This is a genomic window from Nocardia sp. NBC_01329, assembly GCF_035956715.1.
Lineage (GTDB): Bacteria > Actinomycetota > Actinomycetes > Mycobacteriales > Mycobacteriaceae > Nocardia.
The window spans coordinates 5,623,658-5,649,618 of the sequence record NZ_CP108381.1 but is presented as its reverse complement, the minus strand read 5'-3'; the positions used below and the strand labels follow the sequence as shown (position 1 = coordinate 5,649,618).

The 25,961-nt window shown below is 65.5% G+C and carries 23 protein-coding genes, 2 tRNA genes and 2 pseudogenes; 14 read left to right on the top strand and 13 right to left on the bottom strand.

What is annotated here, in order from left to right:
* The first annotated feature begins 4 nt into the window (after window positions 1-4).
* The 8 genes and pseudogenes from gyrB to OG405_RS25625 all read left to right on the top strand — a co-directional run bounded on the left by gyrB (window position 5) and on the right by OG405_RS25625 (window position 7,229).
* On the top strand, window positions 5-2,047 hold the full coding sequence (gene gyrB, locus OG405_RS25660; protein WP_327148971.1) for a DNA topoisomerase (ATP-hydrolyzing) subunit B: 2,043 nt from the start codon (window positions 5-7) through the stop codon (window positions 2,045-2,047).
* A gap of 94 nt (window positions 2,048-2,141) precedes the next feature.
* On the top strand, window positions 2,142-4,643 hold the full coding sequence (gene gyrA, locus OG405_RS25655; RefSeq protein ID WP_327148970.1) for a DNA gyrase subunit A: 2,502 nt from the start codon (window positions 2,142-2,144) through the stop codon (window positions 4,641-4,643).
* 39 nt (window positions 4,644-4,682) lie between these two features.
* On the top strand, window positions 4,683-5,789 hold the full coding sequence (locus OG405_RS25650) for a DUF3566 domain-containing protein (RefSeq protein WP_327148969.1): 1,107 nt from the start codon (window positions 4,683-4,685) through the stop codon (window positions 5,787-5,789).
* 171 nt (window positions 5,790-5,960) lie between these two features.
* Window positions 5,961-6,034 (top strand) — tRNA-Ile (locus OG405_RS25645).
* Between the two features lie 132 nt (window positions 6,035-6,166).
* On the top strand, window positions 6,167-6,274 hold the full coding sequence (locus OG405_RS25640; RefSeq protein WP_327148968.1) for a DLW-39 family protein: 108 nt from the start codon (window positions 6,167-6,169) through the stop codon (window positions 6,272-6,274).
* A gap of 75 nt (window positions 6,275-6,349) precedes the next feature.
* A pseudogene (locus tag OG405_RS25635) lies at window positions 6,350-6,579 on the top strand (oxygenase MpaB family protein); the annotation flags it as partial.
* A gap of 210 nt (window positions 6,580-6,789) precedes the next feature.
* Window positions 6,790-6,862, top strand: a tRNA-Ala gene (locus OG405_RS25630).
* 160 nt (window positions 6,863-7,022) lie between these two features.
* Entirely contained in the window at window positions 7,023-7,229 is a 207-nt protein-coding gene (locus tag OG405_RS25625; protein ID WP_327152520.1) for a helix-turn-helix domain-containing protein, read from the top strand.
* On the opposite strand, the gene OG405_RS25620 is transcribed toward OG405_RS25625, so the two are convergent.
* On the bottom strand, window positions 7,189-7,584 hold the full coding sequence (locus OG405_RS25620) for a winged helix-turn-helix transcriptional regulator (RefSeq protein WP_327148967.1): 396 nt from the start codon (window positions 7,582-7,584) through the stop codon (window positions 7,189-7,191). The genes OG405_RS25625 and OG405_RS25620 overlap by 41 nt on opposite strands.
* Before the next feature lie 138 nt (window positions 7,585-7,722).
* Between OG405_RS25620 and OG405_RS25615 the strand changes: the two genes are divergently transcribed.
* A complete protein-coding gene (locus tag OG405_RS25615; protein WP_327148966.1) occupies window positions 7,723-8,601 on the top strand; it encodes an NAD(P)-dependent oxidoreductase in 879 nt (292 codons plus the stop codon).
* Window positions 8,602-8,634: 33 nt separating this feature from the next.
* Here the strand turns inward: OG405_RS25615 and OG405_RS25610 are convergent, their stop codons facing one another.
* Window positions 8,635-9,162 carry a helix-turn-helix domain-containing protein gene (locus OG405_RS25610; RefSeq protein ID WP_327148965.1) on the bottom strand — a complete coding sequence of 176 codons (528 nt, stop codon included), beginning with the start codon at window positions 9,160-9,162 and terminating at the stop codon, window positions 8,635-8,637.
* Between the two features lie 464 nt (window positions 9,163-9,626).
* Here OG405_RS25610 and OG405_RS25605 point away from each other — a divergent pair, with 464 nt between their 5' ends.
* A complete protein-coding gene (locus tag OG405_RS25605) occupies window positions 9,627-9,926 on the top strand; it encodes a cold-shock protein (protein ID WP_327148964.1) in 300 nt (99 codons plus the stop codon).
* On the opposite strand, the gene OG405_RS25600 is transcribed toward OG405_RS25605, so the two are convergent.
* The gene (locus OG405_RS25600) at window positions 9,923-10,432 is read right to left on the bottom strand and encodes a thioesterase family protein (protein WP_327148963.1); all 510 of its coding nucleotides are present in this window, start codon (window positions 10,430-10,432) and stop codon (window positions 9,923-9,925) included. The two genes, OG405_RS25605 and OG405_RS25600, sit on opposite strands and share 4 nt — an antisense overlap.
* Before the next feature lie 82 nt (window positions 10,433-10,514).
* Window positions 10,515-11,420 carry an oxygenase MpaB family protein gene (locus OG405_RS25595; RefSeq protein ID WP_327148962.1) on the bottom strand — a complete coding sequence of 302 codons (906 nt, stop codon included), beginning with the start codon at window positions 11,418-11,420 and terminating at the stop codon, window positions 10,515-10,517.
* Between the two features lie 887 nt (window positions 11,421-12,307).
* Between OG405_RS25595 and OG405_RS25590 the strand changes: the two are divergent.
* Window positions 12,308-13,267, top strand: a pseudogene (locus tag OG405_RS25590) (ATP-binding cassette domain-containing protein); the annotation flags it as partial.
* A 218-nt stretch (window positions 13,268-13,485) separates the two neighbouring features.
* Window positions 13,486-14,280, top strand: a complete 795-nt coding sequence (locus OG405_RS25585; protein ID WP_327152519.1) for an ABC transporter permease — start codon at window positions 13,486-13,488, stop codon at window positions 14,278-14,280.
* 6 nt (window positions 14,281-14,286) lie between these two features.
* Here OG405_RS25585 and OG405_RS25580 read toward each other — a convergent pair whose 3' ends face one another.
* Window positions 14,287-14,493 (bottom strand): hypothetical protein, encoded by a 207-nt coding sequence (locus tag OG405_RS25580; RefSeq protein WP_327148961.1) that lies wholly within the window; start codon window positions 14,491-14,493, stop codon window positions 14,287-14,289.
* Between the two features lie 190 nt (window positions 14,494-14,683).
* Here OG405_RS25580 and OG405_RS25575 point away from each other — a divergent pair, with 190 nt between their 5' ends.
* On the top strand, window positions 14,684-15,556 hold the full coding sequence (locus OG405_RS25575) for a rhomboid family intramembrane serine protease (RefSeq protein ID WP_327152518.1): 873 nt from the start codon (window positions 14,684-14,686) through the stop codon (window positions 15,554-15,556).
* Window positions 15,557-15,672: 116 nt separating this feature from the next.
* Here the strand turns inward: OG405_RS25575 and OG405_RS25570 are convergent, their stop codons facing one another.
* Both OG405_RS25570 and crgA read right to left on the bottom strand, forming a co-directional pair.
* On the bottom strand, window positions 15,673-16,134 hold the full coding sequence (locus OG405_RS25570) for a PH domain-containing protein (RefSeq protein WP_327148960.1): 462 nt from the start codon (window positions 16,132-16,134) through the stop codon (window positions 15,673-15,675).
* Between the two features lie 92 nt (window positions 16,135-16,226).
* Window positions 16,227-16,493 (bottom strand): cell division protein CrgA, encoded by a 267-nt coding sequence (gene crgA, locus OG405_RS25565; RefSeq protein ID WP_063125759.1) that lies wholly within the window; start codon window positions 16,491-16,493, stop codon window positions 16,227-16,229.
* A gap of 248 nt (window positions 16,494-16,741) precedes the next feature.
* On the opposite strand from crgA, the gene OG405_RS25560 reads away from it, so the two are divergent.
* Window positions 16,742-17,383, top strand: a complete 642-nt coding sequence (locus tag OG405_RS25560) for an aminodeoxychorismate/anthranilate synthase component II (RefSeq protein WP_327148959.1) — start codon at window positions 16,742-16,744, stop codon at window positions 17,381-17,383.
* 71 nt (window positions 17,384-17,454) lie between these two features.
* Here OG405_RS25560 and pknB read toward each other — a convergent pair whose 3' ends face one another.
* From pknB to OG405_RS25530, 6 genes are read right to left on the bottom strand one after another with little or no spacing between them, the layout of a single operon-like run.
* Window positions 17,455-19,362: a Stk1 family PASTA domain-containing Ser/Thr kinase gene (gene pknB, locus OG405_RS25555; RefSeq protein ID WP_327148958.1), complete on the bottom strand. Its 1,908-nt coding sequence runs from the start codon at window positions 19,360-19,362 to the stop codon at window positions 17,455-17,457.
* Entirely contained in the window at window positions 19,359-20,855 is a 1,497-nt protein-coding gene (locus OG405_RS25550) for a serine/threonine-protein kinase (protein ID WP_327148957.1), read from the bottom strand. The genes pknB and OG405_RS25550 overlap by 4 nt, the downstream gene beginning before the upstream one ends.
* Window positions 20,856-20,892: 37 nt before the next feature.
* Window positions 20,893-22,359 (bottom strand): peptidoglycan D,D-transpeptidase FtsI family protein, encoded by a 1,467-nt coding sequence (locus OG405_RS25545; RefSeq protein WP_327148956.1) that lies wholly within the window; start codon window positions 22,357-22,359, stop codon window positions 20,893-20,895.
* Window positions 22,356-23,834 carry an FtsW/RodA/SpoVE family cell cycle protein gene (locus OG405_RS25540; protein ID WP_327148955.1) on the bottom strand — a complete coding sequence of 493 codons (1,479 nt, stop codon included), beginning with the start codon at window positions 23,832-23,834 and terminating at the stop codon, window positions 22,356-22,358. The genes OG405_RS25545 and OG405_RS25540 overlap by 4 nt, the downstream gene beginning before the upstream one ends.
* Window positions 23,834-25,321 (bottom strand): PP2C family protein-serine/threonine phosphatase, encoded by a 1,488-nt coding sequence (locus tag OG405_RS25535; RefSeq protein ID WP_327148954.1) that lies wholly within the window; start codon window positions 25,319-25,321, stop codon window positions 23,834-23,836. Before OG405_RS25535 ends, OG405_RS25540 begins: the two co-directional genes overlap by 1 nt.
* On the bottom strand, window positions 25,318-25,785 hold the full coding sequence (locus OG405_RS25530) for an FHA domain-containing protein FhaB/FipA (RefSeq protein ID WP_327148953.1): 468 nt from the start codon (window positions 25,783-25,785) through the stop codon (window positions 25,318-25,320). Before OG405_RS25530 ends, OG405_RS25535 begins: the two co-directional genes overlap by 4 nt.
* Window positions 25,786-25,961 lie beyond the last annotated feature (176 nt).

Sequence of the window (25,961 nt, the reverse complement as noted above, 5' to 3'; positions counted from 1 at the left end):
ACCAGTGGCTGCCAAAGACTCCAAAGCATCAGGCTCGGGCGCATCGGAAAAGCAGGACTACGGTGCCTCCTCCATCAGGGTCCTGGAAGGACTCGAGGCGGTACGGCTGCGCCCGGGCATGTACATCGGTTCCACGGGTGAGCGCGGTCTGCACCACCTGATCTGGGAGGTGGTGGACAACTCGGTCGACGAGGCGATGGCCGGCCACGCCACCAAGGTCGAGGTCACGCTACTCGCCGACGGTGGCGTCCAGGTCGTCGACGACGGCCGCGGTATCCCGGTGGCCATGCACGCCCAGGGCATCCCGACCATCGAGGTCGTCATGACCCAGCTGCACGCCGGCGGCAAGTTCGACTCCGATTCCTACGCCGTCTCCGGTGGCTTGCACGGCGTCGGTATCTCGGTGGTCAACGCGCTGTCCAGCCGGCTCGAAGCCGAGGTCGACACCGACGGTTACCACTGGAGCCAGACCTACAAGGACGCGGTCCCCGGTCAACTGAGTCAGGGCGACCCGACCAAGGCCACGGGCACCACCATCCGGTTCTGGGCCGATCCCGCCGTCTTCGAGACCACGACCTACAACTTCGAAACCGTGTCGCGGCGGCTGCAGGAGATGGCCTTCCTGAACAAGGGCCTGACCATCGTGCTGACCGACGAGCGGGTCAGTGCCACCGAGGTCATCGACGAGGTGGTCAGCGAAACGGCCGAGGCGCCCAAGCACGACGACGGCGAGAATCCCCCGGTCGAGCACAAGGTGAAGACCCGCACGTACCACTATCCCGGCGGTCTCGAGGATTTCGTGCGGCATATCAACCGGACGAAGCAGCCCATCCACAACTCAGTGGTCGCGTTCAGCGGCAAGGGCCCCGGGCACGAGCTCGAGGTCGCGATGCAGTGGAACTCGGGCTACTCCGAGTCGGTGCACACCTTCGCGAACACCATCAACACTCATGAGGGTGGCACGCACGAGGAGGGCTTCCGGGCGGCGCTGACCACTGTGGTCAACCGGTACGCCAAGGAGAAGAAGCTCCTCAAGGAAAAGGACGGCAACCTCACCGGCGACGATATCCGTGAGGGTCTCGCTGCCATCGTCAGCGTCAAGGTGAGTGAGCCCCAGTTCGAGGGCCAGACCAAGACCAAACTCGGTAATACCGAGGTGAAGTCTTTCGTGCAGCGGGCCTGCAACGAGCACCTCGGGCACTGGTTCGAGGCGAATCCGGCGGATGCCAAGACCATCGTCAACAAGGCGGTGTCCTCGGCGCAGGCCCGGGTCGCGGCGCGGAAGGCCCGTGAGCTGGTCCGGCGCAAGAGCGCGACCGATATCGGTGGACTGCCGGGCAAGCTGGCCGACTGCCGGTCCAAGGATCCGGTCAAATCCGAGATCTACATCGTCGAGGGTGACTCCGCCGGCGGTTCGGCCAAATCGGGTCGCGACTCGATGTACCAGGCGATCCTGCCGCTGCGCGGAAAGATCATCAATGTCGAGAAGGCCCGGATCGACAAGGTCCTCAAGAATACCGAGGTCCAGTCGATCATCACCGCCTTCGGTACCGGTATCCACGATGAGTTCGATATCGCCAAACTGCGGTATCACAAGATCGTGCTGATGGCCGACGCCGACGTCGACGGGCAGCACATCTCCACCCTGTTGCTGACGCTGCTGTTCCGCTTCATGCGTCCGCTCATCGAGCACGGTCACGTGTTCCTGGCGCAGCCGCCGCTGTACAAGCTGAAGTGGCATCGCATCGAACCCGAGTTCGCCTACTCCGACCGGGAACGCGACGGTTTGCTCGAGGCCGGGCTGGCGTCCGGTAAGAAGATCAACAAGGACGACGGTATCCAGCGGTACAAGGGTCTCGGCGAGATGAACCCGAAGGAGCTGTGGGAAACCACCATGGATCCCTCGGTTCGCGTGCTGCGTCAAGTGACGCTGGACGACGCCGCCGCAGCGGACGAGTTGTTCAGCGTCCTCATGGGTGAGGACGTCGCGGCTCGTCGCAGCTTCATCACCCGTAATGCCAAGGACGTTCGCTTCCTCGACGTATAGGGGCAGCGGTTGCACCCGCAGCGCCTTCGCGCTCCGTCGACACGCGCTCGCGCGCGGGTGATCCGCCGTATTCCGTCAGTACCAAGGAGATTGCATGACCGACACCACGCTGCCGCCGGAGAGCGCGGGCGACCGGATCGAGCCGGTCGATATCCAGCAGGAGATGCAGAACAGCTACATCGATTACGCGATGAGCGTGATCGTGGGCCGTGCGCTGCCCGAGGTCCGCGACGGCCTCAAACCGGTGCACCGCCGGATCCTGTACGCGATGCACGACAACGGTTACCGGCCCGATCGCAGCTATGTGAAATCGGCGCGTCCGGTGGCCGACACCATGGGCAATTACCATCCGCACGGCGACTCGGCCATCTACGACACCCTGGTCCGGATGGCCCAGCCGTGGGCGATGCGGTATCCGCTGGTCGACGGCCAGGGCAACTTCGGCAGCCGGGGTAACGACGGCGCCGCCGCCATGCGTTACACCGAATGCCGGCTCACCCCCCTGGCCATGGAGTTGCTGCGGGAAATCGACCACGACACGGTCGATTTCATCCCCAACTACGACGGTAAGACCCAGGAACCGGTAGTTCTGCCCAGCCGGGTGCCGAACATGCTGATGAACGGCAGCAACGGCATCGCGGTCGGGATGGCGACCAATATCCCGCCGCACAATCTCAACGAGCTGGCCGCGGCCATCTACTGGATCCTCGACAACCACGAGGCAGATGAGGAAGCCACCCTCGCCGCCTGTATGGAACGGGTGAAGGGCCCCGACTTCCCGACCTCCGGCTTGATCGTCGGGTCCCAGGGCATCCACGACGCCTACACCACCGGTCGCGGTTCCATCCGGATGCGCGGAGTGGTGGAAATCGAGGAGGATGTCCGCGGGCGCACCACGATCGTCATCACCGAACTGCCCTACCAGGTCAACACCGACAACTTCATCAACGCGATCGCCGAACAGGTCAAGGACGGCCGGATCGCGGGCGTCGCCGATATCCACGACGAATCGTCGGACCGCGTGGGTATGCGCATCGTCGTCACGGTCAAACGCGACGCGATCGCCAAGGTCGTGCTGAACAACCTGTACAAGCACACCCAGCTGCAGACCAGCTTCGGCGCGAACATGCTCTCCATCGTCGAGGGCGTACCGCGCACCCTGCGGCTGGATCAGATGCTCCGGCTGTATGTGAACCATCAGCTGGAAGTGATCGTCCGGCGCACCCGGTACCTGCTCCGCAAGGCCGAGGAGCGGGCCCATATCCTGCGCGGTCTGGTCAAGGCGCTGGATCTGCTGGACGAGGTCATCGCGCTGATCCGGCGGTCGGCCAATACCGATACCGCGCGTACCGGCCTGATGGAACTGCTCGATATCGACGAGACCCAGGCCACCGCCATCCTGGATATGCAGCTGCGGCGGCTCTCGGCGCTGGAACGGCAGAAGATCGTCGACGAACTGGCCAAGCTCGAGGCCGAGATCGCCGATCTGAAGGACATTCTGGAGAAGCCGGAACGCCAGCGTGCCATCGTCAAGGACGAACTCGCCGAGATCGTCGAGCGTTACGGCGACGACCGGCGCACCCAGATCATCTCGGCCGACGGCGACGTCGCCGACGAGGATCTGATCGCCCGCGAGGACGTGGTCGTCACGATCACCGAAACCGGGTACGCCAAACGCACCAAGACCGACCTCTACCGCAGCCAGAAGCGCGGCGGTAAGGGAGTGCAGGGCGCTGGGCTGAAGCAGGACGATATCGTCCGGCACTTCTTCGTGACCTCGACCCACGATTGGTTGTTGTTCTTCACCAACAAGGGCCGGGTGTACCGGGCCAAGGCCTACGAATTGCCGGAGGCCAACCGCACCGCGCGCGGGCAGCACGTGGCGAACCTGCTGGCCTTCCAGCCGGACGAGAAGATCGCCCAGGTCATCCGGATCAAATCCTACGAGGATGCCGCCTACCTGGTGCTGGCCACGCAGAAGGGTCTGGTCAAGAAATCGCGACTGGTCGACTTCGACTCCAACCGCAGCGGCGGTATCGTCGCGGTGAATCTGCGCGACAACGACGAATTGGTCGGCGCCGTACTGTGTTCGGCCGAGGACGATCTGTTGCTGGTCTCGGCGCAGGGGCAGTCGATCCGCTTCGCCGCCACCGACGAGGCACTGCGCCCGATGGGCCGCGCCACGTCCGGCGTACAGGGCATGCGGTTCAACGCCGAGGACGCCCTGCTGTCGCTCAATGTGGTCCGTGACGGGACATATCTGCTGGTGGCGACGTCGGGCGGCTACGCCAAGCGGACCGCCATCGAGGAGTACACCGCCCAGGGCCGTGGCGGAAAAGGCGTATTGACGATCCAGTACGACACCCGCCGTGGCACCCTGGTGGGGGCACTGATCGTCGACGACGACGACGAGCTGTATGCGATCACCTCCAATGGAGGCGTTATCCGTACTGCCGCCCGGCAGGTGCGCAAGGCCGGTAGGCAGACCAAGGGCGTGCGATTGATGAACCTCGGCGAGGGCGATACCTTGCTTGCGATCGCACGTAACGCCGACGAGCCCGAGCAGATCGACGGCGGCGATTCTCCCGAGCAGTAATCCCATATCGGCGGCAAAGAACGGATCCGAGGATTCCCATTGACCACTCCGAAACAGCCGAGCGACGAGCGGCAGCAGACGAACGGTGTGACCGAGCGGGTCACCCCGTCCCCGATTCCGCCGCGCCCGACTCAGCGGCCGGGCGAGGCCGTGGACAACGAACAGGCCGGTGCGCAGTCGGGCGGTAATCCGTCCGGTGGTTCGTCCGCCGGTGGTCCGCAGCTCGAAAAGCAGGAGCAGCAAGGCGAATTCGCGTCCGAATCGCGCAACGCGCCCGCGGACCGGAATTCCGGCCCGCAGGCCGGTGGCGGGCCGGGCGATCAGCAGGGCGGCGCGGGTAATCCGCAGGGCGGCAACGGTCCGGAAGCCAACCGGTACCAGGAGGGCTGGTCGCAGCTGCCGCAGCGGGAACCGCAGTCGAACCTGTCACGGCCCGGTCATATGCCGGTGGGTGGGGCTCCGCAGCGGTCGGGCGGGCTCCAGAGCGGGGGACTGCAGAGCGGCGGGTTGCAGGGCGGGGTCACCAACGCCCGCACCACCAGCGACCTGGCGGCCAAGGCGGCGCGCAAGGAAGCGGCCATGTCCAAATCCGTTGGTCTGGACGGACCTACGCGCAGTATCGCCCGGCCGGAGCTGGTGAAGGATATGCCGGATCTTTCCGAGATCCGGCATCCACTACCCCCGGACCAGCCTCCACACCCACAGCACAACCCGTACACCCCGCCGCCGGTGGCTCCGTCCGCCCCGGCGGCGCCGCGCGGGCTACCGCAGGCGGTGCTCGGCGGAGAACCGTTGCGCGCCACCGTTCAGGTGCGCCGCATCGATCCGTGGTCGACATTGAAGATCACGCTGGTGATCAGCGTGGCCATGTTCTTCGTGTGGATGATCGCGGTGGCGCTGCTGTACATGGTGCTCGCCGGTATGGGCGTATGGGAGCGGCTCAACAGCACGTTCACCGATATGGTGTCCCCGGACAGCGGATCGGTGGGCCTCATCGATGCGGGCACGGTCTTCGGCTACGCCGGCGTGATCGGCCTGATCAATGTCGTGCTGTTCACCGCGCTGGCCACGGTCGGCACTTTTATCTACAACCAGTGCTGCGATATGGTCGGCGGGATCCAGGTCACGCTGGCCGATCCGGACTAGCTTCGTAGGACGGCTGGCGCCCTGTGGGGTGCCAGCCGTTCATCGTTGCGGAGCAGCACGATACCAATGCTCTGACCAGCTGTTTTGGTTGATATCATGGTTTCATGTAATCTCTGTTCTCGGTCATTGAACTATACGGAAGTCGAAGAACTACAGTTCTGTGAGCCCCGCGGGTCTATAGCTCAGGCGGTTAGAGCGCTTCGCTGATAACGAAGAGGTCGGAGGTTCAAGTCCTCCTAGACCCACACTTATACAAGAATCAACAACCCCCGAGCCGATCAAGGTTCGGGGGTTGATTCGTATCCGGACCCCGGCGCCCGGATACCGCTCGGTCCGGAATTGAGCCGTTCCGCCGTCACAGTACTAGGCTCGAGGCTATGAAATACGTTCTCACCATCGGTATTGTCGCTGCGGTTCTCATCGGTATCAACAAGCTGCGCCAGCGTGACGACGCCGACCTGTGGCACGAGGTCACCACGCGCTGACCGGGCTCCGGGCGACGTCTCCTCGCCTCCGCCCTACCCGGTGACAGCCGGGTAGGGCGTGATCACGGCCGGGCCGAGACGGTTCCCGGCTGGGTCCAGCCTGAGCTGGTCGAACGTGGTGCCGCGGTCTGGCGTCGCTGGGGCACCGTACTGTTCAGCTTCGACGGGGCCGAACGCTGGAGATGTACACCGAATCCGCGGTCGCTACACCGCTTTCGCTGGCCGGCGGTTACGCCGGCGACAGCGCCTTGCGCCGATTCCTGGAAACCTGCCGGTTCTGGATGGACGTGTCCCGCCCCGGAGCCCACCCGTCGGCCGGGCCCATGAACAGCTCATGCTCTGGCACCGGGAGAACCGGTACCGCGAACAGATGCAGGGCCGGGAGGCGGAGTTCGCGGCCGTGGGGCGTGCTGCGCAGGTGATATGCCGACCGTTGTACGGGTAGTCTTGTTTGACGGTGTACGTGCCGGAACGCTACTGTTTCGCAGGCGACTCGCGGCACGGTCCGCATGTCCGGGGCCTTAGCTCAATTGGCAGAGCACTGCCTTTGCAAGGCAGGGGTTAGGGGTTCGATTCCCCTAGGCTCCACTCCGAACGCCTCCGCCTTGTGCTTACAGGGCGGAGGCGTTCGTTCTTCCTCAGATCAGCGTCAGTGCGGCGACCGAGCCGACCACCACCCCGTAGAGGTCGGAGATCGCCGCCGGCGCGCTGTGGTGCAGGGTGTGTGCCGGGACCCGGCGATTGCCGAATGAGTTCGGAAGCTGGCGGAAAACCCGAGCGGCCAGAGCCAGTTCGCGTCGAGGTCGCCCGAAACCGGCTGGAAAGCCCCGATGACACCCTGGAGCGGGTCGCCGCGAAGAGCGGTTTCAACAGTGTCGACACACTCACTCGTGCTTTCCGCCGGACGCTGCGTATTACGCCGACCGACTACCGGAATCGATTTCGGACTGCTTGATCCGCGTGGTTGCGCAGGCTGCGGCGTCGAGCTGGTCGCGGTTCCGGTCGCCCCATTCTTCCAGTGGCCGCAGTGCGGTGGCCAGGTCTTCACCGAGCGGAGTCAACGAGTACTCCACCCGAGGCGGGATCTCCGGGTATATCTCGCGGCGCACGACGCCACTGGTCTCCAGCTGGCGCAGATTCTCGGTGAGTACCTTCTCGCTGACACCCGTCAACGTTCGGCGGATCTGCCCGAAGCGCTGTGGCCCCTCGCCGAGGACCCACATCAGATGCATCTTCCATTTGCCACCGACTACATCGATGGCCAGAGACATGCCACAGACGTCGTGATCCGTATCACTGGTACTGGTCACTGTGTCCTCCCGACCTCACTACGGACCTCGCGGTAAGCAACCACACCCGCAAGTGCGTTCTTCCCGACTCTACCTGCGCCGACGAGTATCGGTACCGGCGCCGAAACCATCCGAATCATTATCGAAAGGGGCATCGGTATGTCTCAGCAGGGCAGCCGCTCGGTCAGCATCATCGGATTGGGTCCGATGGGTCGGGCGATGGTCCGGGCCTTGTTGGCCGCGGGCACGGAGGTCACCGTATGGAACCGCAGCAGCGAGAAAGCGGACGAAATGGTCGCGCTGGGGGCGAAACGGGCGGCGACGGTCGCTGAGGCGCTCGACGCGAACAAGGTGATCGTGCTGAGTCTGACCCACTATGCCGCGATGTACGAGGTGCTCGGTCAGGCCGTCGACCGGTTGCCGGGAAAGGTGATCGCCAACCTGTCCTCGGATTCGCCGGTCAAGGCACGTGAGGGCGCCGCCTGGGTGCGGTCCCACGGTGCCGAATTCCTCTCCGGCGGCTTCATGTCCGCGGGTGACAACATCACCCATCCGGCCTCGTATGTCTTCTACAGTGGGCCCCGGGCGGTTTTCGAGGAACATGCCGAATTGCTGCGGCCGCTCAGTCCGCAGGAGTATCTCGGCGAGGACGACGGCGTGGCACAGACTTTCTATCAGGCGCTGTTGGTCACCTTCCATCCCTGGATGCTCGCGTTCGACCAGGCGCTGGCGGTGATCGAACGCTCCGGCCACGATATCGACCAGTTCCTGCCGTACGCCCAGCGTTTCGCCGAGGCCTACCCGTTCTTCATGGCCGAATACAGCGCGGCCGCGAAGAGCGGCGGGTGGGGTGATATCGCGGCATTCGCGATGATGGACGCCGGTGCCCAGCACATCATCGATGCCAGCGACGAGGTCGGGGTGGACGCCACCCTTTCCCGTGTCGCGCAGGAGTGGTGGCGCCGGGCTCGCGCAGCCAGCGAAGAGGCCGGCCGTCCGGTTTCGATCTTCGAGCTGATGCGGTCCGGAGCTTCCTGACCGCGCGGCGGTCCGCCGGCGCGGGTACCCGCGCTACGCGCGTCGGCCGGTATCGGGATTCGACAGTCGAGCCCGCCCGGCGATCTCCTCCGCGTACTCCTGGTGGCCGACGCCCGGGAGTTTGTCCAGGGTCAGGCTCTCGATATCCCAGCGGGGCCGGGCGTCGGCGATGAACCGGATGGCATCGCGAACGTTTCGTTCTCCGGCCGGTTTCCCGATATGCGCCGAGGGGGTGTGCAATCGGAGCCAGCCCAGCAGATCGGCAGCGGTGCCCTCGATACAGGTGGCGGTGACGATATCGTCGGCCCCGGTGGAGTCAGGGAGCAGCAGACTGGTCGGGGAGACGCCGAGGGCGACAGCGAGCGCCATCAGATCGTCGATATCGACGCGACGTTCGCCCCGCTCGATCCGCGACAGACCGAGCACCGGGATCGGCCGGCCCAGGGCCTCCAGTCGTCGCGCGAGGTCGGCATAGCCGAGGTTCATCCGGTTGCGATACCGAAGGACATTTGCGCGAACAGTATCGCCGGAGGGGCCCAGCGGGTTCTTCTTGATCACCACCTGAACAGGGTGGACTATCGAAATGATCGCGTCAATTCTCGTTTCGATGCGTGCAGTGGAGGCGTGAATCGCCGGGTCTGGAGCCTCGGTCGATCACCTTGATATCTATCGAATGAATAGTGGAGAACATCATTTTGATAGATAAGTATGGATCTATCAACTCGAGCGCGCCACTGCCACCGTCGCCTAGGACAGATCGATTCCGTGCGCCCGAGTTACGTGCACCCGAGTTCCGTGCGCCGCCAGGAACCCGGCGACGCGGCCCGGTCCGAGCCGATATCGGTGACAATCCCGCTGTCCCCACGGACTCGGCGAACGCGGTGAGTACCGCACGGTCCCAGAACCTGTCACAGCGAGCGCCAGTAGTATCCCGGTACGAAAGCGACGCGACCGTGACGTTCGCGGTGCCGGAGCGTAGCTTTGGTGGTGTCGACCCTGACGGAACGAGCGGAGAAGACCTGGCAATGCCTGCTTCGGAATACGGCGGGCCCGGGATCGACGGATCGGACTGGAGACGCGGGCGAGTTTTCTGGTTCGACTCGGAGAAGGGCTTCGGCTACATCAAACCCGACGACGGAACCGATCAGGTGTTCGTCGAGTACCGGTGCATAGAGACCGACGGTTATCGCACCCTGCACGCGGGCCAGCCGGTGCTGTTCGTCAGCACTTCCCGGCCCCGCGGTCACGAGGCGGTGACGGTTCGCCCCGAGGTGGGTGCCGCGCTACCCGAGACGGCCTCGGACGGCGACCAGGTCAAGCGTTAGCGCCGGATACCCATCGCGCCGCAGACCGGCGCCGGCCAGCTCACGGCCGCAGGCGCCAGTTCGCGATCGATCGCGGCCGCGGTATCGGCGGCGAACGCCGCGGCCCGTCGGCTGCGCAGATCGACGTGGATCGCGGTGACCTCGAGGGTGCAGCTGAGTCGCCTGGTGGTGTCGTTCACCAGTAGTGCCATGATGTGTACGACCTTGTCGGAGCGATCGACTCCGCGTACATACACCGAGATCTCTTCGCCGATCCGGGTTTCGGCGTGGTACCTAATATGGTGTTCACCGGTGAAGAATCCCGCACCCCGGGTGGCTCGGTACTCGTCGGTGATGCCGACCCGGTCGAAAACCCGCGCGGTCGCCGCCACACACAGATCGAAGTAATGCGCGATGTTCATATGGTCGTTCTCGTCGCGGTAGGACTCCGGCACGGTGAGCGGGCCCAGCTCGCGGGACAGCGCCACGACCTCGTCGTAGCTGGGAATCGCAATCGTCCCGGTCATGATCGTCTCCTCTCGGCCCCGCCAGAGTGTATCGACGCACCGAGAGGCACCGGATCTCAGGGATCCGGGGCCGGCCATCTGTTCAGAGCGGTCGCACGTCGATTACCTTGCGCAGCCGGGCCTTGTCGCGTTCCAGCCTGCGAGCCTCGTAGGCGATGGGGAAGTAGCGCACTCGTTCCGGCAGCAGCGGCACCAGGCGTGCGAGGAACCAGCCGAGGGTCCGCAGTTTGCGTTCGTCGGACTCGCTCCAGGTGAGACCCAGCTTCTTTCGCGCGGACTCCGGGGTGGTACCTACGGTGACGAAATACTGCATGCGCCCGAACGGATCGGTCGCGGCCCGCCACACTGGGCGCAGGACTCGCGGCAGCGGAGCGGGCGGGGCGATGGTCCGGATGACCTTCAGGTAGTCCTTCGAGGTCTGCGTGGCCTCCAAGTGGTTCTCCACCTGATCGGCGAAGAACTTCTCGAAGTCGGCGTAGGTGGCCGGCAGTTCCTTGGGCGGCACCGAGAAGTTGCGCATCAGCTGCAGGGCTTCGCGGTAATAGTCCTCTTTCTCGGCGACGGTGAGCGGCCGCTTCGAGAAGTATTCGGCGTTCTCGGAGAACGCGAACGTACCGGTGTGCAGCACCCAGGCCCACGGACCGCTGGAAAGCGCGGTGTGCCGGACGCCTTCGGCGTCGGTGGTGTTGAGGGTGGCGTGCATCTTGCGTAGCCGGTCGGTCTCGCCCAGGGACTCCTCGCCGCCGTAGGTCCACATCATCACCGCCGACAGGCTGCGCACCGCGCGGCCGATCGGGTCGGTGCGGAAGGTGGAGTGGGCGTCGACCACCGCGGAGATGGTGGGTTCCATGGTCTGCAGGAGGAAGGCCGAACCCGCAGTGAGGGAGAAGGTGATGAGGCCGGTTTCTTCCCAGGTCCGGGTGCCGGGACCGAATGGACGACGCTCCGCCGGAGCGTGCGTGTCGATGGCTGCGGCGGACGCGGTCATGCGGATCTCCCTTGATCTACTGCATCGATTTGATGAGACGATGATACTCCTGATCTCTCATCATTGCGTCAAATGGTTCAGTTGGACGGTGTGCATCCATGAGAGGTTGAGCGCGCGCGAGCTGTCGGATCCGGGTAATCGCGGAGCGGAACAGCGGGGTGGATTACGGAGGCGGGGCCGGCTCTGCAGAGGTGGCGGATCCCGGATATGAGAGCGGGCCTCGGCGAAGGGGGGGAGTTAGCCGAGGCCCGCGTAAGGTCGGCCCGGGGGGGGAGGGGCCGACGAAAACGATCCTACGCGATATCGCGAATTTGCGCGCTCGAGGGACCCAAGAGTTTCGAACTTTTTTCGGTGTCGATCACAGTCTCGTGAACGAGCCCGTCAACCGTCTGCGAGTTGATTCAAATATTATGTTGCACAACCGAATTAACAAATCGGACGAGTGTATTCCGCCTAGCGGAACAGGGCTGCGCGCGGGTCCTTCCGAGAGACATTCCGGCGTGCGGACGCCGCCGATATGTCGGACCCCACTGTCACTATGCCGCTGTGCAATGTGAGCGTGCGCACGGCCACCCCGACTGTCGTGTTACAGCGCCGGATCGACTAACGGTGGACACCGAATCGAGTAGTGCGCTAATCGCGATTCGGCGACCGACCACAGTGAATATGGAGGCTGTCGCACCTCGAACCGACTACCCAGAGCACAGTCGATCCAGGGTGCGACCCGCTATCGCGCGGGGAGGTAACCGGATAAATCGGATGAAAACGTCGGAGACCGCGACGATACTGCACAGTGTCGGCTCGGTTGCCGAAGCGCCTGAGGTCGGTGGCCGCTCCGCCGCCGGCGATATACGACTCGTCCTCGCCACACTCGAATCAGGAGAATCATGCCCGACGCAGTAGTCGCCGAGGGTCTCGTCAAGCATTACGGTCGCCGGGTACGTGCACTCGACGGGCTCGACCTGACCGTGCCCGAAGGTACGGTCACCGCTCTGCTGGGACCCAACGGAGCCGGTAAGACCACCACCGTGCGAGTGCTCACCACGCTGCTGGTGCCCGATGCCGGTCGGGCGACCGTCGCAGGGATCGATGTACTCGCCCGCCCGCGCGCGCTGCGGTCCCTGATCGGTACCTCGGGCCAGTACGCAGCGGTCGACGAATATCTGACCGGTTTCGAGAACCTCGAGATGGTCGGGCGGCTCTATCACCTGGGTACTCGGCGAAGCAAGGAACGAGCGCGCGAGCTACTGGACAGGTTCCGCCTCAGCGATGCCGCCGATCGTCCGGTACGCGGTTATTCGGGCGGTATGCGCCGCCGGCTCGACCTGGCCGGGGCGTTGGTGGCCAATCCGCCGGTGCTGTTCCTCGACGAACCCACCACCGGCCTGGATCCTCGGGCCCGGCTCGATCTCTGGGACGTCATCGAAGAACTCGTCGCCGGAGGCACCACCCTGCTGCTGACAACGCAGTACATGGAGGAGGCCGATCGCCTGGCGGATGCCATCGCCGTGATCGACCGGGGACAGGTGATCGCCCGCGGCACCGCCGACGAGCTCAAGAGCACGGTCGGCGGAGACCGGATCGAGTTGACCGTCGATCACATCGACAATCTCGCTGTGGCGCAGCAGGTGCTGGCGCCGCTGGCCGACGGCGATATCCATCTCGAGCCCGGGCTGCGCCGACTGGTGGTCCCGGTGAGCGACGGTTCCCAGGCGCTCGTCGCCGCTATCGGCAAGCTGACCGACGAGGGAGTGAAGATCCAGGACGTAGGGCTGCGCCGCCCCTCGCTCGACGATGTTTTCCTCACTCTCACCGGGCACGAAGCCGAAGAGTCGGCCGACAGCGCCGGTGCGCACGAGGGACACGGACGATCCGGCACCGGCCGGCGAGCCCAGGGCCCGGACGGAGCCGAAACGGGCGACGGAGCCGGTACGACGCGCGCGATGGAGGCAATCGAGGCTGAGGCTGCCCAGGCTGCCCAGGCTATGGAAGGAAAGATCAGATGACCGCGCTGGCAACCGTCGGCGATATCGGGGAGAACCTCACCCTGGGCCGACGACTATCCATGGTGATCAGCGACAGTCTGACCGTCACCAAGCGCAATGTGATCAAGATAAAGCGAGTACCCGATGTGCTGATCTTCAGCACGCTCTCGCCGATCATGTTCGTGCTGTTGTTCGCCTATATCTTCGGTACCGCCATCAAGGTGCCCGGAATGGAGGGCGGTTATCGCGAATTCCTGGTCGCCGGCATCTTCGTGCAAACAGTGGTGTTCGGCTCCACGTTCACCGGGCTCAGCCTGGCCGAGGATATGCAGAAGGGCATCATCGACCGTTTCCGTTCGTTGCCGATGGCCCCGTCCTCGGTGCTGATCGGGCGCACCGTCAGCGATGTGGTGATCAACGTTGTCAGCCTGGTGGTCATGTCGCTGACCGGACTGGTGGTCGGCTGGCGGATCCGCGGGTCGGTACTCGACGCGATCCTCGCCTACATCCTGCTCCTGCTGTTCGCCTACGCGATCTCCTGGATCATGGCGGTGGTCGGACTGATCGTGCGTACCCCCGAGGTGTTCAACAATGCCAGTTTCATGGTGATCTTCCCGCTCACCTTCGTAGCCAACACCTTCGTGCCGATGACCGACCTGCCGACACCGTTGCGTGTGTTCGCGGAATGGAACCCGGTCTCCGCGGTTGCGGAGGCCACTCGTCAGTTGTTCGGGAACACCGGCCCGGTTTCCACCCCATCGAACGCATGGTCGATGCAGCATCCGGTGGCGACCACGCTGGCCTGGGTGGTCGTCATCCTGGCTGTATTCGTACCGCTCGCACTGCGGCAGTACCGCAGAACCGTCAGTCGCTGAGAACGGTCAGTCCTCGGTGGCCGAGGCACCTTCCGGAGCCACCGAGGCACCGTTGCGGGTGTAACCGATGCGGGGCGGTGCGGGGGCCGGCTCGGGCGGCTGCGGACGTTTACTGCGCACCAGCCACGCGGTACCGCCGGCCGCCGCCACGGCAGCGGCGGCCAACAGCCGATAACGCGAACGACCTGATGGACGCAGTGGCCTCGAGCTCATGGCTCAACTCTGGCACAGCCCGGGAGATAACGCAGACCAGCAGGTCAGGAGATCGGCATCGGGCCCGATCCCCTTACCGGCGACCGACGGACCGCGGGGGCGCGTGGCACGATGGGCGGGTGAGTACGACACGCCCGGCCAGGTCGGGAGCGCGCTGCGAGACCGATCCGACGACGAAGCGGAGCCTGCGGTGAACCCCCAGCAGCCACCGGTCCAGGTCTGTGCCCGGCACACCGACCGGCCGACCGGACTGGCCTGCACCCGGTGCGGCCGTCCGGCCTGCCCGGAATGCCTGCGGCCGGCCTCGGTCGGGCAGCATTGTGTCGATTGCCTGCGTGCCGATCAGCGCAGTACCCCGCCGGTGCGGACCGTATCGGGTTCGGTCGCGGCGCGGAGTTCGGCGCCGTTCGTCACCTATACCTTGATCGCGCTCAATATCGTCGTCTACGCCGTTACCGCGGCGCAGTCCCGCAGCCTGATGGGCAACGAACGCGGGTCGGCGCTTTTCGTGGACTGGGTGATGTATCCGCCGGCGGTTGCCGGAGGTGAATGGTTCAGGGTGATCGGCTCGGGATTCTTGCACTACGGGCTGATCCATCTGCTGCTGAACATGTTCGCGCTCTATATCGTCGGTCGCGATATCGAACTGGCACTGGGCCGCGCCCGCTATCTGGCCGTGTATCTGATCTCGCTGCTCGGCGGCTCGGCCGCGGTGATGCTGCTGGCCCAGAACAGTCTCACCGCCGGAGCCTCCGGTGCGGTCTACGGATTGTTCGGCGCGATCACGGTCATCCTGATCCGGCTGCGGCAGAACCCGAACAACATGCTGATCCTGATCGCGATCAATGTCTTTATCAGCTTCTCGTTACCCGGTATCTCGCTGTGGGGTCACCTCGGCGGTCTGGCCGCGGGCACACTGGCGACGCTCGGGATCATGTTCCTGCCCGCCTGGGTGCGAGCCCGGACGCCGGAGCGGGCCCGGCTGGTCGGTGTGGTAGCGCTTGTGGCGTTGACGGTCGCAGCCCTGGTGGTGATAGTGCTGGCGGCAGCCTCGTTGCGCTGAGTGGCAGCGGGGGCCGAGGCCCAAGCTTTCTCGCAACCATTCGCGGTTCAGCCCCACCGGAAACATGTTTTACGTGAAACATGCCGGCGCGGAGCCGGAGCCCGGGCCCGGATCGCTCAGCGCGCGGAGCTTCCGCGCAACCGCAGTTGGGTGCGGAGGGTGTCATAGACGTCTTCGGGGCTCGATCCGAGATCCCAGCGGCCGAAGATCAGCAGTCGTTCGGACCCGAGATGATCCACGTCGATCTCCAGCATCGGCGATTTCCGGCCGAGCCGGCGATAGCCCACCACCCGGGCACGTAGGATCTGATCACGGGTGTACTCGGTGACACCGGTGAGTGTGCGCAGTACCAGCAGCGGGTTCTCGCCGGGCACCACCGACAGCCGCGGGCGCTGCCGCAATCCGAGCGCAGCGAGCCCGACGAGCACCACGGCGGCCACCCCGAGCAGGAATTTACCGGGCACCTCGGTCGTCAGCACCGCCCCTACTGCCAGGACCACACCACCCCCGGCCGCCGCGAGCAACGCGGGTAAGGGGGTTGTCCAGGCAAGACGCGGTTCAGTGCGCTCGGACTGCACGCGGTGTCCTCCCATTCCGTATCGAGAGTTATCCACAGCTTTATCCACAGGTGTGCATTAATTACACCGGTGTAATCCCGGGCGGGATGCTGTCAGCGCCACCGCATGGTCATGATCAAACCGACCACCATCAGCCCGAATCCGATCAGGAAGTTCCAGGCATTGAGGTTGCTCATCCAGCTGATCTGGTCGGCCGCGAGGTAGTAGACCAGCAGCCATACCAGGCCCGCGAGCATGAAGCCGAGCATGATGGTGACGTACCAGACAGGCGATGGACCGACTGCTTTCACCTTCACCGGCGTACGGCTGGCGGGGTTGATCGTGTAGTCGGTCTTCTTCCGGACCTTCGACTTGGGCATGATGTCCTCGTGTTCAGCGTGCAGGTCGTGTTCCAAGGCTATCCCACCAGGTAATCGGACTGCTGCCCAGCGGCCGAACCGCACGGACCGGGCAGGTGGGCGCCCGTATTCGCGCGTGGCGAGCGAGGTGGCGCGACGGGCTCGGCAGATCCGGGCAGAGCTGGAGTACGGGTGCCCGGCTCACCGGACACAGCGCAATCGCAGGCCGGGCCTGGGTGTTCCGGCGGGTGAGCACGTAATCTTTGGGCATGCGTGTACTGGTCGTCGACAACTACGACAGCTTCGTGTTCAACCTGGTCCAATATCTGGGCCAGCTGGGCGTCGAGGCAGTGGTCTGGCGCAACGACGACCAGGAGTTGGCGGACCCCTCGGCAGTGGCGGGCGATTTCGACGGAATCCTGATCAGCCCCGGCCCCGGCACCCCGGAACGGGCGGGCGCCAGTATCGACCTGGTACGCGCCTGCGCCGACCGCACCACTCCGCTGCTGGGCGTATGCCTCGGGCACCAGGCCATCGGCGCGGCCTTCGGCGCCACGGTGACCCGGGCACCGGAGCTCCTACACGGTAAGACCAGCTCGGTGTTCCATATCGGCACCGGAGTACTGGCCGGGCTGCCCGATCCGTTCACTGCGACCCGCTACCACTCGCTGACCGTGGTGGAGAAGACGTTGCCACCCGAATTCGACGTCATCGGTCGCACCGAGAGCGGGATCGTCATGGCTCTGCGCCACCACGAGCTACCCATCCACGGTGTGCAGTTCCATCCGGAATCGGTGCTCACCCAGGGCGGCCACCGGATGCTGGCCAACTGGCTGGAGGTCTGCGGCGAGCGCCCCGAAGAGGGGCTGGTGCAGATGCTGGAGGCAGAGGTCGCGTCCCTGGCCGTCTGATGAAACGAGACCGGGCGGCCGATTCACGGCCGCCCGGTTGTTTCAGCTCGCCGGGCAGACCCGGCGATGGATCAGGGCGGTCCCAGCGGAAGTACGCCGGTATTCACCGTCACTGTCGCCGAAGACGGCACCGTTGTTCCGGCGGAGGGCTGCTGGCTGAGCACCTTGCCGGACTGGTCGGAGTTCAGGGTGATCTGCGTGATCTGCCGGACCTGGTTCGCGCTGCCCTGCCAGCCGCTTTCCCGCAGCTTGTCCACGACCTCGGCGGCAGTCAGGCCCACCAGATTCGGCATCGAGATCCGATCGCTCTGCGCCACCTGGACTGTGACCGTCGACCCCTCATCGGCGGTCGAACCACCGGCGGGGCTGGTGGACAGCACCTCGCCGCGCGGTCGTGCGGACTGAACCTGCTCGACCACGATCTTGAACCCGGCACCTTCGAGATTCGGCTGCGCCACATCGATCAGCTGACCGACCACATCCGAGACCCGGATCTGCTTGGGGCCGGTGCCGATGGTCAGGGTGATCTGGCTGCCGGCGTCCATCTCGATACCGGGCGAAGGGTCCTGGCCGATCACCTTGTCTTTGTCCTGCGTGCTGGACGGCTCCCGTTTGACGGCGGAGTCGACCTGTAGACCGGCGTTGTTGAGTTCCTGTTCGGCGTCCTGCTGGGACAAGCCGGTGAGCCGGGGCACCGGCACCTGCTGCGGTCCGGTGGAGACCTGCACGGTGATGGTGCTGCCCTCGTCGGCCCGCGAGCCGCCCAGCGGCTGGGTGGCGATCACATTGCCGGCACCGATCTTGCCGTCGGGTTTCTCCTGGACGGCGATATCGAAGCCGAGCGAAACGAGCTTCTGCTGGGCTTCGCTCGCGGTGGTGTTCGACAGATCCGGAACTGCCACCTGATCGGGGCGGCTACCCGGGCCGATCAGCATCCAGAAAAGTCCGAATGCCGCCACCACCGCGGTGACCACACCGACCGCAATGTATGCCGTGCGGCGGGAACGACCTTCGGACCCGTCGCCGTAGTCGTAATCGTCGTCTTCTTCGCCGCGGCGATAGCCTCGACCGGCGCCGTCCGCGGGGCCGAGCATGGTGGTGCGGTCCTCATCGGTCATCACCATCGGCGCGCCGGGTTTCTGCCCACCCAGTACCCGGATCAGATCCGCGCGCATTTCCGCGGCGCTCTGATAACGGTTCGCCGGATTCTTGGCCATGGCCTCGAGGACTATCGAATCCAGCTCCCGCGGCACGCCCTCGTAGACGAGCGAAGGTAACCGGGGATCTTCCCGGACGTGCTGATAGGCGACTGCGACAGGCGAATCACCGGTGAACGGGGGCTGCCCGGTGAGGATCTCGAACAGCACGCAGCCGACGGAGTAGACATCGGAGCGGGCGTCCACTGTCTCGCCGCGCGCCTGCTCGGGCGACAGATACTGAGCTGTGCCGATGACGGCCGCGGTGGCCGTCATCGGGTTGGCGGCGTCCGCGATGGCGCGGGCGATACCGAAATCCATCACCTTCACCGCACCGGCACGGTTGATCATGATGTTGGCGGGCTTCATATCGCGGTGCACGATCCCGGCCTTATGGCTGAAATCGAGCGCCGCGCACACATCGGCGACGACCTCCATCGCGCGCCGGGGCGCGATCGGGCCTTCGTTGCGCACGATATCGCGCAGCGTATCGCCCTCCACGTACTCCATCACGATGAAGGGCAGTGGCCCGCCGTCGATCTCGGCCTCACCGGTGTCGTAGACCGCGACGATCGCCGGATGGTTCAGCGCCGCGGCGTTCTGCGCCTCACGCTTGAAGCGCAGATAGAACGTGGGGTCGCGGGCCAGATCGGCGCGCAGCACCTTGATCGCGACATCGCGGTTGAGCCGCAGATCGCGGGCTTTGTGGACTTCGGACATTCCGCCGAACCCGATGATCTCGCCCAGCTCGTAGCGAGAGGAGAGATTCTTCGGGGTTGTCATGGCTGTCCTTGCGGATTATCGGCCGGCTCGATGAGGTGGGTCTGGTTCCCGACTGTCGGGAAGGGAACATCGGGTATAACAACCGGCGGGCGACGACGGGTGGTGGTCTCCTCTTCCTCGTCGCTGGTCTGTTCGCTGGCCGTTGTCTCGGTGGTGCTCGGAGCGGCCGATGTCGTGGTGGGGGGCTGGGTGGTCGTGGTGGTCGCCGGCGGCGGTGTCGTCGTGGTGGTGGCCGGCGGTGGGGTGGTGGTGTTCTCCGGGGTAGGCGTCCACACCGGCGGTTCGGTCACCTCGTAGGTGGTGGTCACCGGCGGCGGAAGCGGACGGGTGGTGGGCGCCGTCGATGAGGTGCCCGGTGGGGTCCCGGCCGGGTCGGTGTCACCACCGAACAGCAGCCACAGCACGGCGCCGCCGAGCAGCAGCGCGCCGACACCCAACGCGATCATCCACTTCTGGTTCTTGTTGAGAATGCCGCCCGTGCCGTCGTGGTACCCGCCGTCACCGGGGTCGTGCGCGCCGCGGTCCATCGCGGTTGCCGGCCCGGTCATCGCGGCGGGCGGGGTGTTGTAGCGCACGGTCGCGGTCTCGTCGTAACCCGGTAGCGGCGCCGCGATCACACCGGTGGGCCCGGCCGCGGCGAGATTGCGGGGCGGGGGTGGCCGGCGGCCGGAGCGCACCGTAGCGACCGCCTCGGCGAATTCGCCACCGTCGGCATACCGCTGGGACGGGTCCTTGGCCAGAGTGATCTCGATCAGTTCCCGCACATTGGACGGAAGATCGGTGGGCATCGGCGGCGGCACGTCGCGGACATGCTTCATCGCCACGGTCAGCGCGCCGTCACCGGTGAACGGGCGCTGGCCCGCGAGGGCCTCGTATCCGACGACACCGAGGGAATACACATCGCTGGCCGCGGTGGCGTCCTCACCGACCGCCTGCTCGGGTGCGATGTACTGCGCCGTGCCCATCACCATGCCGGTTTTGGTGACCGGTGAGGCATCCACGGCCTTGGCGATACCGAAATCGGTGATCTTCACCTGTCCGGTCGGAGTGACCAGGATATTCCCCGGTTTCACATCGCGGTGCACCACACCGGCCAGATGCGCTACCTGTAGTGCGCGAGCGGTCTGTTCCAGCATGTCCAAGCCCTGGGCCACCGACAGGCGGCCGAGCCGGTTCAGCACGGTGTTGAGCGGTTCGCCCTGAACGAGCTCCATCACCAGATAGGCCGTCTCGCCACCCTGGGGGTCATAGGTTTCGCCGTAGTCGTAGATGCCCGCGATACCGGAATGGTTCAGGATCGCGGTGGTCTTGGCTTCGGTGCGGAACCGGTGCCGGAAGGTCGGATCCGCCGAGAACTCGGACTTGAGGACCTTGACCGCCACCCGGCGATCCAGCCGGGTGTCCAGGGCTTCCCAGACCTGACCCATCCCACCGGTGGCGATGAGCCGCTGCAGCCGGTAGCGGTCTGCGATCAAAGCGCCGTTTGTCAGCATCGGGTTCCCCGCAGAATCATTCGCACATCCATCTCGTTCAGCGACCTCGCAGACCTGCGTCCAGCACCGCACGGGCGACCGGCGCGGCGACCGACCCACCTGTTGCCGCCAGCGCCCGGTCACCGCCGTTCTCCACGATGACCGCGATGGCGATCTTCGGGTTTTCGGCGGGGGCGAAGGCTATGTACCAGGCATGCGGTGGTGTGTTCCGCGGATCAGCGCCGTGTTCGGCCGTACCGGTCTTCGACGCGATCCGATAGGACGTTCCGCCGCTGCCCGCGGTGTTCTCCTCCGAGGCGACCATCAGGTCGGTCAGCGTAGAGGCTACCTCCGCGCTCACCGCCTGACCGACCGAGACCGGCTCGGTGGTGGACAGTTCGCTCAAGTCCGGATTCTGTAGCTGGTCGACCAGGTAGGGCTCCATCCGGACACCGCCGTTGGCCACGGTAGCGGCGATAACGGCGTTGTCGAGCGGGGTGAGCGCGACATCACGTTGACCGATGCTGCTCTGCGCGAGTGCGGCGTTGTCCGGGATACTGCCCACGGTGCTCTCGGCGACCGGCATCGGGATACCGCGGTGCGGTCCGATCCCGAACGCGGCGGCCTCGTCTTCCAGCGCGGCCGCTCCGACATCGACCCCGAGCTCCACGAACGCGGTGTTGCACGAACGCCGGAACGCCTCATAGAGGCTGGCGGTGGCGCCGGAGCCGCAGGTGGAGCCGTTGTAGTTCTCCAGGGTCGTGCTGGTGCCCGGCAGGGTGATGTTGGGCGCCGCGGTGAACTGGGACTGCGGATTCGCCTTCCCGTTCGACAGCGCGGCGGCCGTGACGACCACTTTGAATGTGGATCCCGGCGGGTAGGTCTGCGAGATCGCCCGGTTGATCATCGGCTGGTTCTCGTCGGCGCTCAGATCTTCCCAGGCCTGCGTGCCCTGGGCGCCGTCGTGCCCGGACAACAGGTTCGGGTCGTAGCTGGGCGTGGACACCATGGTCAGGATCTTGCCGGTGCTGGGTTCGATCGCCACTACCGAGCCGGTGTAGCCCTTGCTGGTGAGTTCGTTGTAGGCGACCTGCTGCATCGCCGGGTCGATCGTGGTGACGACATTGCCGCCGCGGGGATCGCGACCGGAGACCAGGTCGATCAAACGACTGCCGAACAGCTGCCCATCCGAGCCGTTGAGCACCGGATCCTCGGCCCGTTCCAGTCCGGTGCTGCCGTACTGCATGGAGTAGAACCCGGTCACCGGCGCATAGGCCTGCGGATCGGTGGGGTAGACGCGCAGGTATTTGTAGCGGTCGTCGGTGGACAGGGAACTGGCCAACACGGCGCCGCCGGCGGAGATCTGGCCGCGCTGTCGGGAGTACTCGTCGAGCAACACCCGGGAGTTGCGCGGATCGGCCCGGTAGTCGTCGGCCTTGATGACCTGCACATAGGTGGCGTTGAGCAGCAGTGCGACGATCATCGCCATGACCGCCATGGCCACCCTGCGTAATGGTGTGTTCAACGCGGAAGACCCCCTTGCCGTCGCGACACCATCACTGTCTGGGCTTCGGCCAACGGCGCGGGGGCAGGTTCCCGGCGGCGGGCCGGCGCGGGTTCGCGAGCCGCGTCGGAGATCTTGATGAGCACGGCGATCAGGACATAGTTCGCGAGCAGCGAAGAACCGCCGTAGGAGACGAACGGCGTGGTGAGACCGGTGAGCGGAATCAGTTTCGTCACCCCGCCCACGACCACGAAGACCTGGATGGCGATGGTGAACGACAAACCGGCGGCGAGCAATTTACCGAAACTGTCCCGGATCGCCAGGGCGGTGCGCATTCCGCGCAGCACGAGCACCAGGAACAGGATCAGGATCGCGGTCAGGCCGATGAGACCGAGTTCTTCACCGATTGTCGTCACGATGAAGTCCGTTTTGGCGAACGGCACCTGCGACGGCCGTCCCGCACCCAGACCGGTGCCCGCCAGCCCACCGGTCGCCAGGCCGAACAGCGACTGCACGATCTGGTAGCCGGTGTTGTTGTAGTCGTCGAACGGGTGCAGCCAGGTCTCCACTCGCACGCGCACATGCCCGAACATCTGGTAGGCGAAGACGAAACCGAGGGCGAGCAGCCCGCCGCCGATCAGCAGCCAGCCGACCCGCTCGGTGGCGATGTAGAGCATCACCAGCACCGTGCTGAAGATCAGCAGGGAGGTGCCGAGGTCTTTCTCGAACACCAGGACGCCGATACACACGATCCACACGGCCAGGATCGGACCCATATCGCGGGCGCGCGGGAATTCCATGCCGAGGAAGTGCCGACCGGCCGCGGTGAAAAGCTCACGTTTCGAGACGAGCACCGAGGCGAAGAAGATGATCAGCAGGATCTTCGCGAATTCGCCGGGCTGCAGGCTGAGCCCGGGCAACCGGATCCAGATCTTGGCGCCGTTGACCTCGGAGAGCGAACTGGGCAGGATCGCCGGGATCGCGAGGGCCACCAGCCCGACCAGTCCGAGGGTGTAGGCGTATTTGGCCAAGGTCCGGTAGTCGCGCAGTACGACCAGGATTCCGACGAACAGCACGATACCCAGTGCGGTCCACAGGATCTGCTGGTTCGCATCGGGGGAGGGGATTTCCCACGAGTTGTATGCGGCGGTCTGCTGATCGGCCAGATCGAGCCGGTGGATCAGTACCAGGCCTATTCCGTTGAGCAGCGCCACGATCGGCAGCAGCAGGGGATCGGTGTAGGGCGCGAAGCGGCGCACCGCCAGGTGCGCGACGGCGAAGAGGCCGAGATAGGCCAGACCGAGTTTCGCGATATCCCAGGTCAGCGATTCTTCCTGGCTCGCTTCCACCAGTGCCAGTGCGGCGGTGGTGATCAGTGCCGCGAATCCGAGCAGCACGAGCTCGGTATTGCGCCGGGTCGTCGGCGACGGCGCCGGAGCGAAACCGCCCGGGGGGCTCGGAAAAGCCCCGGCGGACGGTGGTGCCGGTGCGGACATCAGTCCGTCACCCGGCAGTTCTCCCCCGCGATCTGGGGCTGAGCGGTGGTCGTCGGAGCCGGGACGGTGGTGGTCGGTGGTGCGGGCGGCGCCGGGTTCTCACCGGGCGCGGGTGCCTGGGTAGCCGGGGCGGGAGCCGCCTCGGCGGGGGTCGGGACGACCGGGGCCGGAGCGGGAGCCGGTGCGGGAGTGGTGGTGACCACGCCCGGCTGAGCGGCCGAGGCGTTCTTCTTGCACACCGGCAGCAGTTCGCGGTCGGCCAGTACGGCCATCTGTTCGCGGGCCTTGTCCAGGGTGCCGGGCGGTAACCCGCGCTCGACCTGGTCACGCCCGGTCTGTTCCAGATCGCTGACCTTCAGGACTCGGCAGTTCTGCGGCAGTGCGGCGCCGCTGTCGACGAGGCTGAGTTCGCCCTTGGTGGTGACGCAGCCGACGAGGTTCACCTCGTGGATCGAGTAACCGAGGATCGATCCGGGCAGTCCCTGCATGACCACGACGCTGTCGTTGTCCGCGCCGACGTAGTAATTGGTCCGGATCATCTTGTAGCCGACGGCCAGACCGACCACGACCGCGAGGACGAGAGAGACCGCCAGCAGCAGCCAGCGGAGTTTATGGGACTTCTTCGGCTGCGGCTCGGGTTCGGCGGCGCGCCGGGGGGCGGCGGCCGGTGGGCGCATGGCGGCGGCACGGCCCGCAGCGGTGTTCGGTGGCGGATTGTCCTCCGCCTCACCGGATGCGGCGCCCGCGACGATCGGATGGCTCTGTCCGTAATCGAGGTCGATGACGTCGGCGACGACGACGGTCACGTTGTCAGGCCCGCCGCTGCGCAGAGCGAGCTCGATGAGCCGGTCGGCGCATTCGTCGGTGCTGCCCTCGCGCATGGTGTTCGCGATGGTCTCGTCGCTGACGACGTCGGACAGGCCGTCCGAGCACAGCAGATAGCGGTCCCCGGCCCGGGCTTCGCGCATGACCAGTGTCGGCTCGATCTCGTTACCCGTGAGCGCGCGCATGATCAGCGACCGCTGCGGATGCGTATGAGCCTGTTCCGCGGTGATCCGGCCTTCGTCTACCAGCGACTGGACGAACGTGTCGTCGCGGGTGATCTGGGCCAGCTCGGCGTCGCGCAGCATATAGGCGCGCGAGTCGCCGATATGGACCATGCCGAGTTTTTTGCCGGCGAACAGGATGGCGGTGAGCGTGGTGCCCATACCGTCGAGTTCGGGTTCTTCCTCGACCTGTTCGGCGATCGCGGAATTACCGGCGTGGGTGGCCCGGTTCAGTTTGCCGAGTAGATCCTCGCCGGGTTCGTCGTCGTCGAGATGCGCCAAGGCGGCGATCATCAGTTGCGACGCCACTTCGCCGGCCGCGTGGCCGCCCATGCCATCGGCAAGGGCCAGCAGGCGGGCGCCGGCGTAGACGGAATCTTCGTTGTTGGCGCGGACGAGGCCGCGGTCGCTGCGCGCTGCGTAGCGGAGAACAAGTGTCACGATCGGAGCTCGATCACTGTCTTGCCGACCCGGACAGGAGTGCCGAGCGGAACGCGGACTGCGGTGGTGACTTTGGCACGGTCGAGGTAGGTACCGTTGGTCGAGCCGAGGTCTTCGACATACCAGTCGTCACCGCGTAGGGACAGCCGGGCGTGCCGGGTGGAGGCATAGTCATCGGTGAGCACCAGCGTGGAATCGTCCGCACGGCCGATCAGCACCGGTTGGGTACCGAGCGTTATGCGGGTACCGGCGAGAGAACCTTGAGTCACCACAAGATGTTTGGCGCCCTTCTGGCCTCGGCGCATGGACGGCAGCACCGTGGAACCACGCGGTCCCCGGGTCTGAAGTCGTTTGCCGGAAGCCGCGTAGATATCACTGCGGAGGGTACGCAGGATTGCCCAGACGAACAGCCACAGCAGCAGGAGGAACCCGGCACGGGTCAGCTGCAAGATCAATCCCTGCACGGCGCTCCACCTCCTGTTCGACCGTGTGTCGGTGCCGTAGGCGTGGTGCGACCCACCCCACTGCGATGCTCGTCCCGGCGGACCGCTGTGCGGTGCCGCGCGTGTGTTGGCACATCATAGGGCCGTCGGGCGAGACAGATCACGATTAGGCCGCCCCATTATGCGAGAGGCGCCTC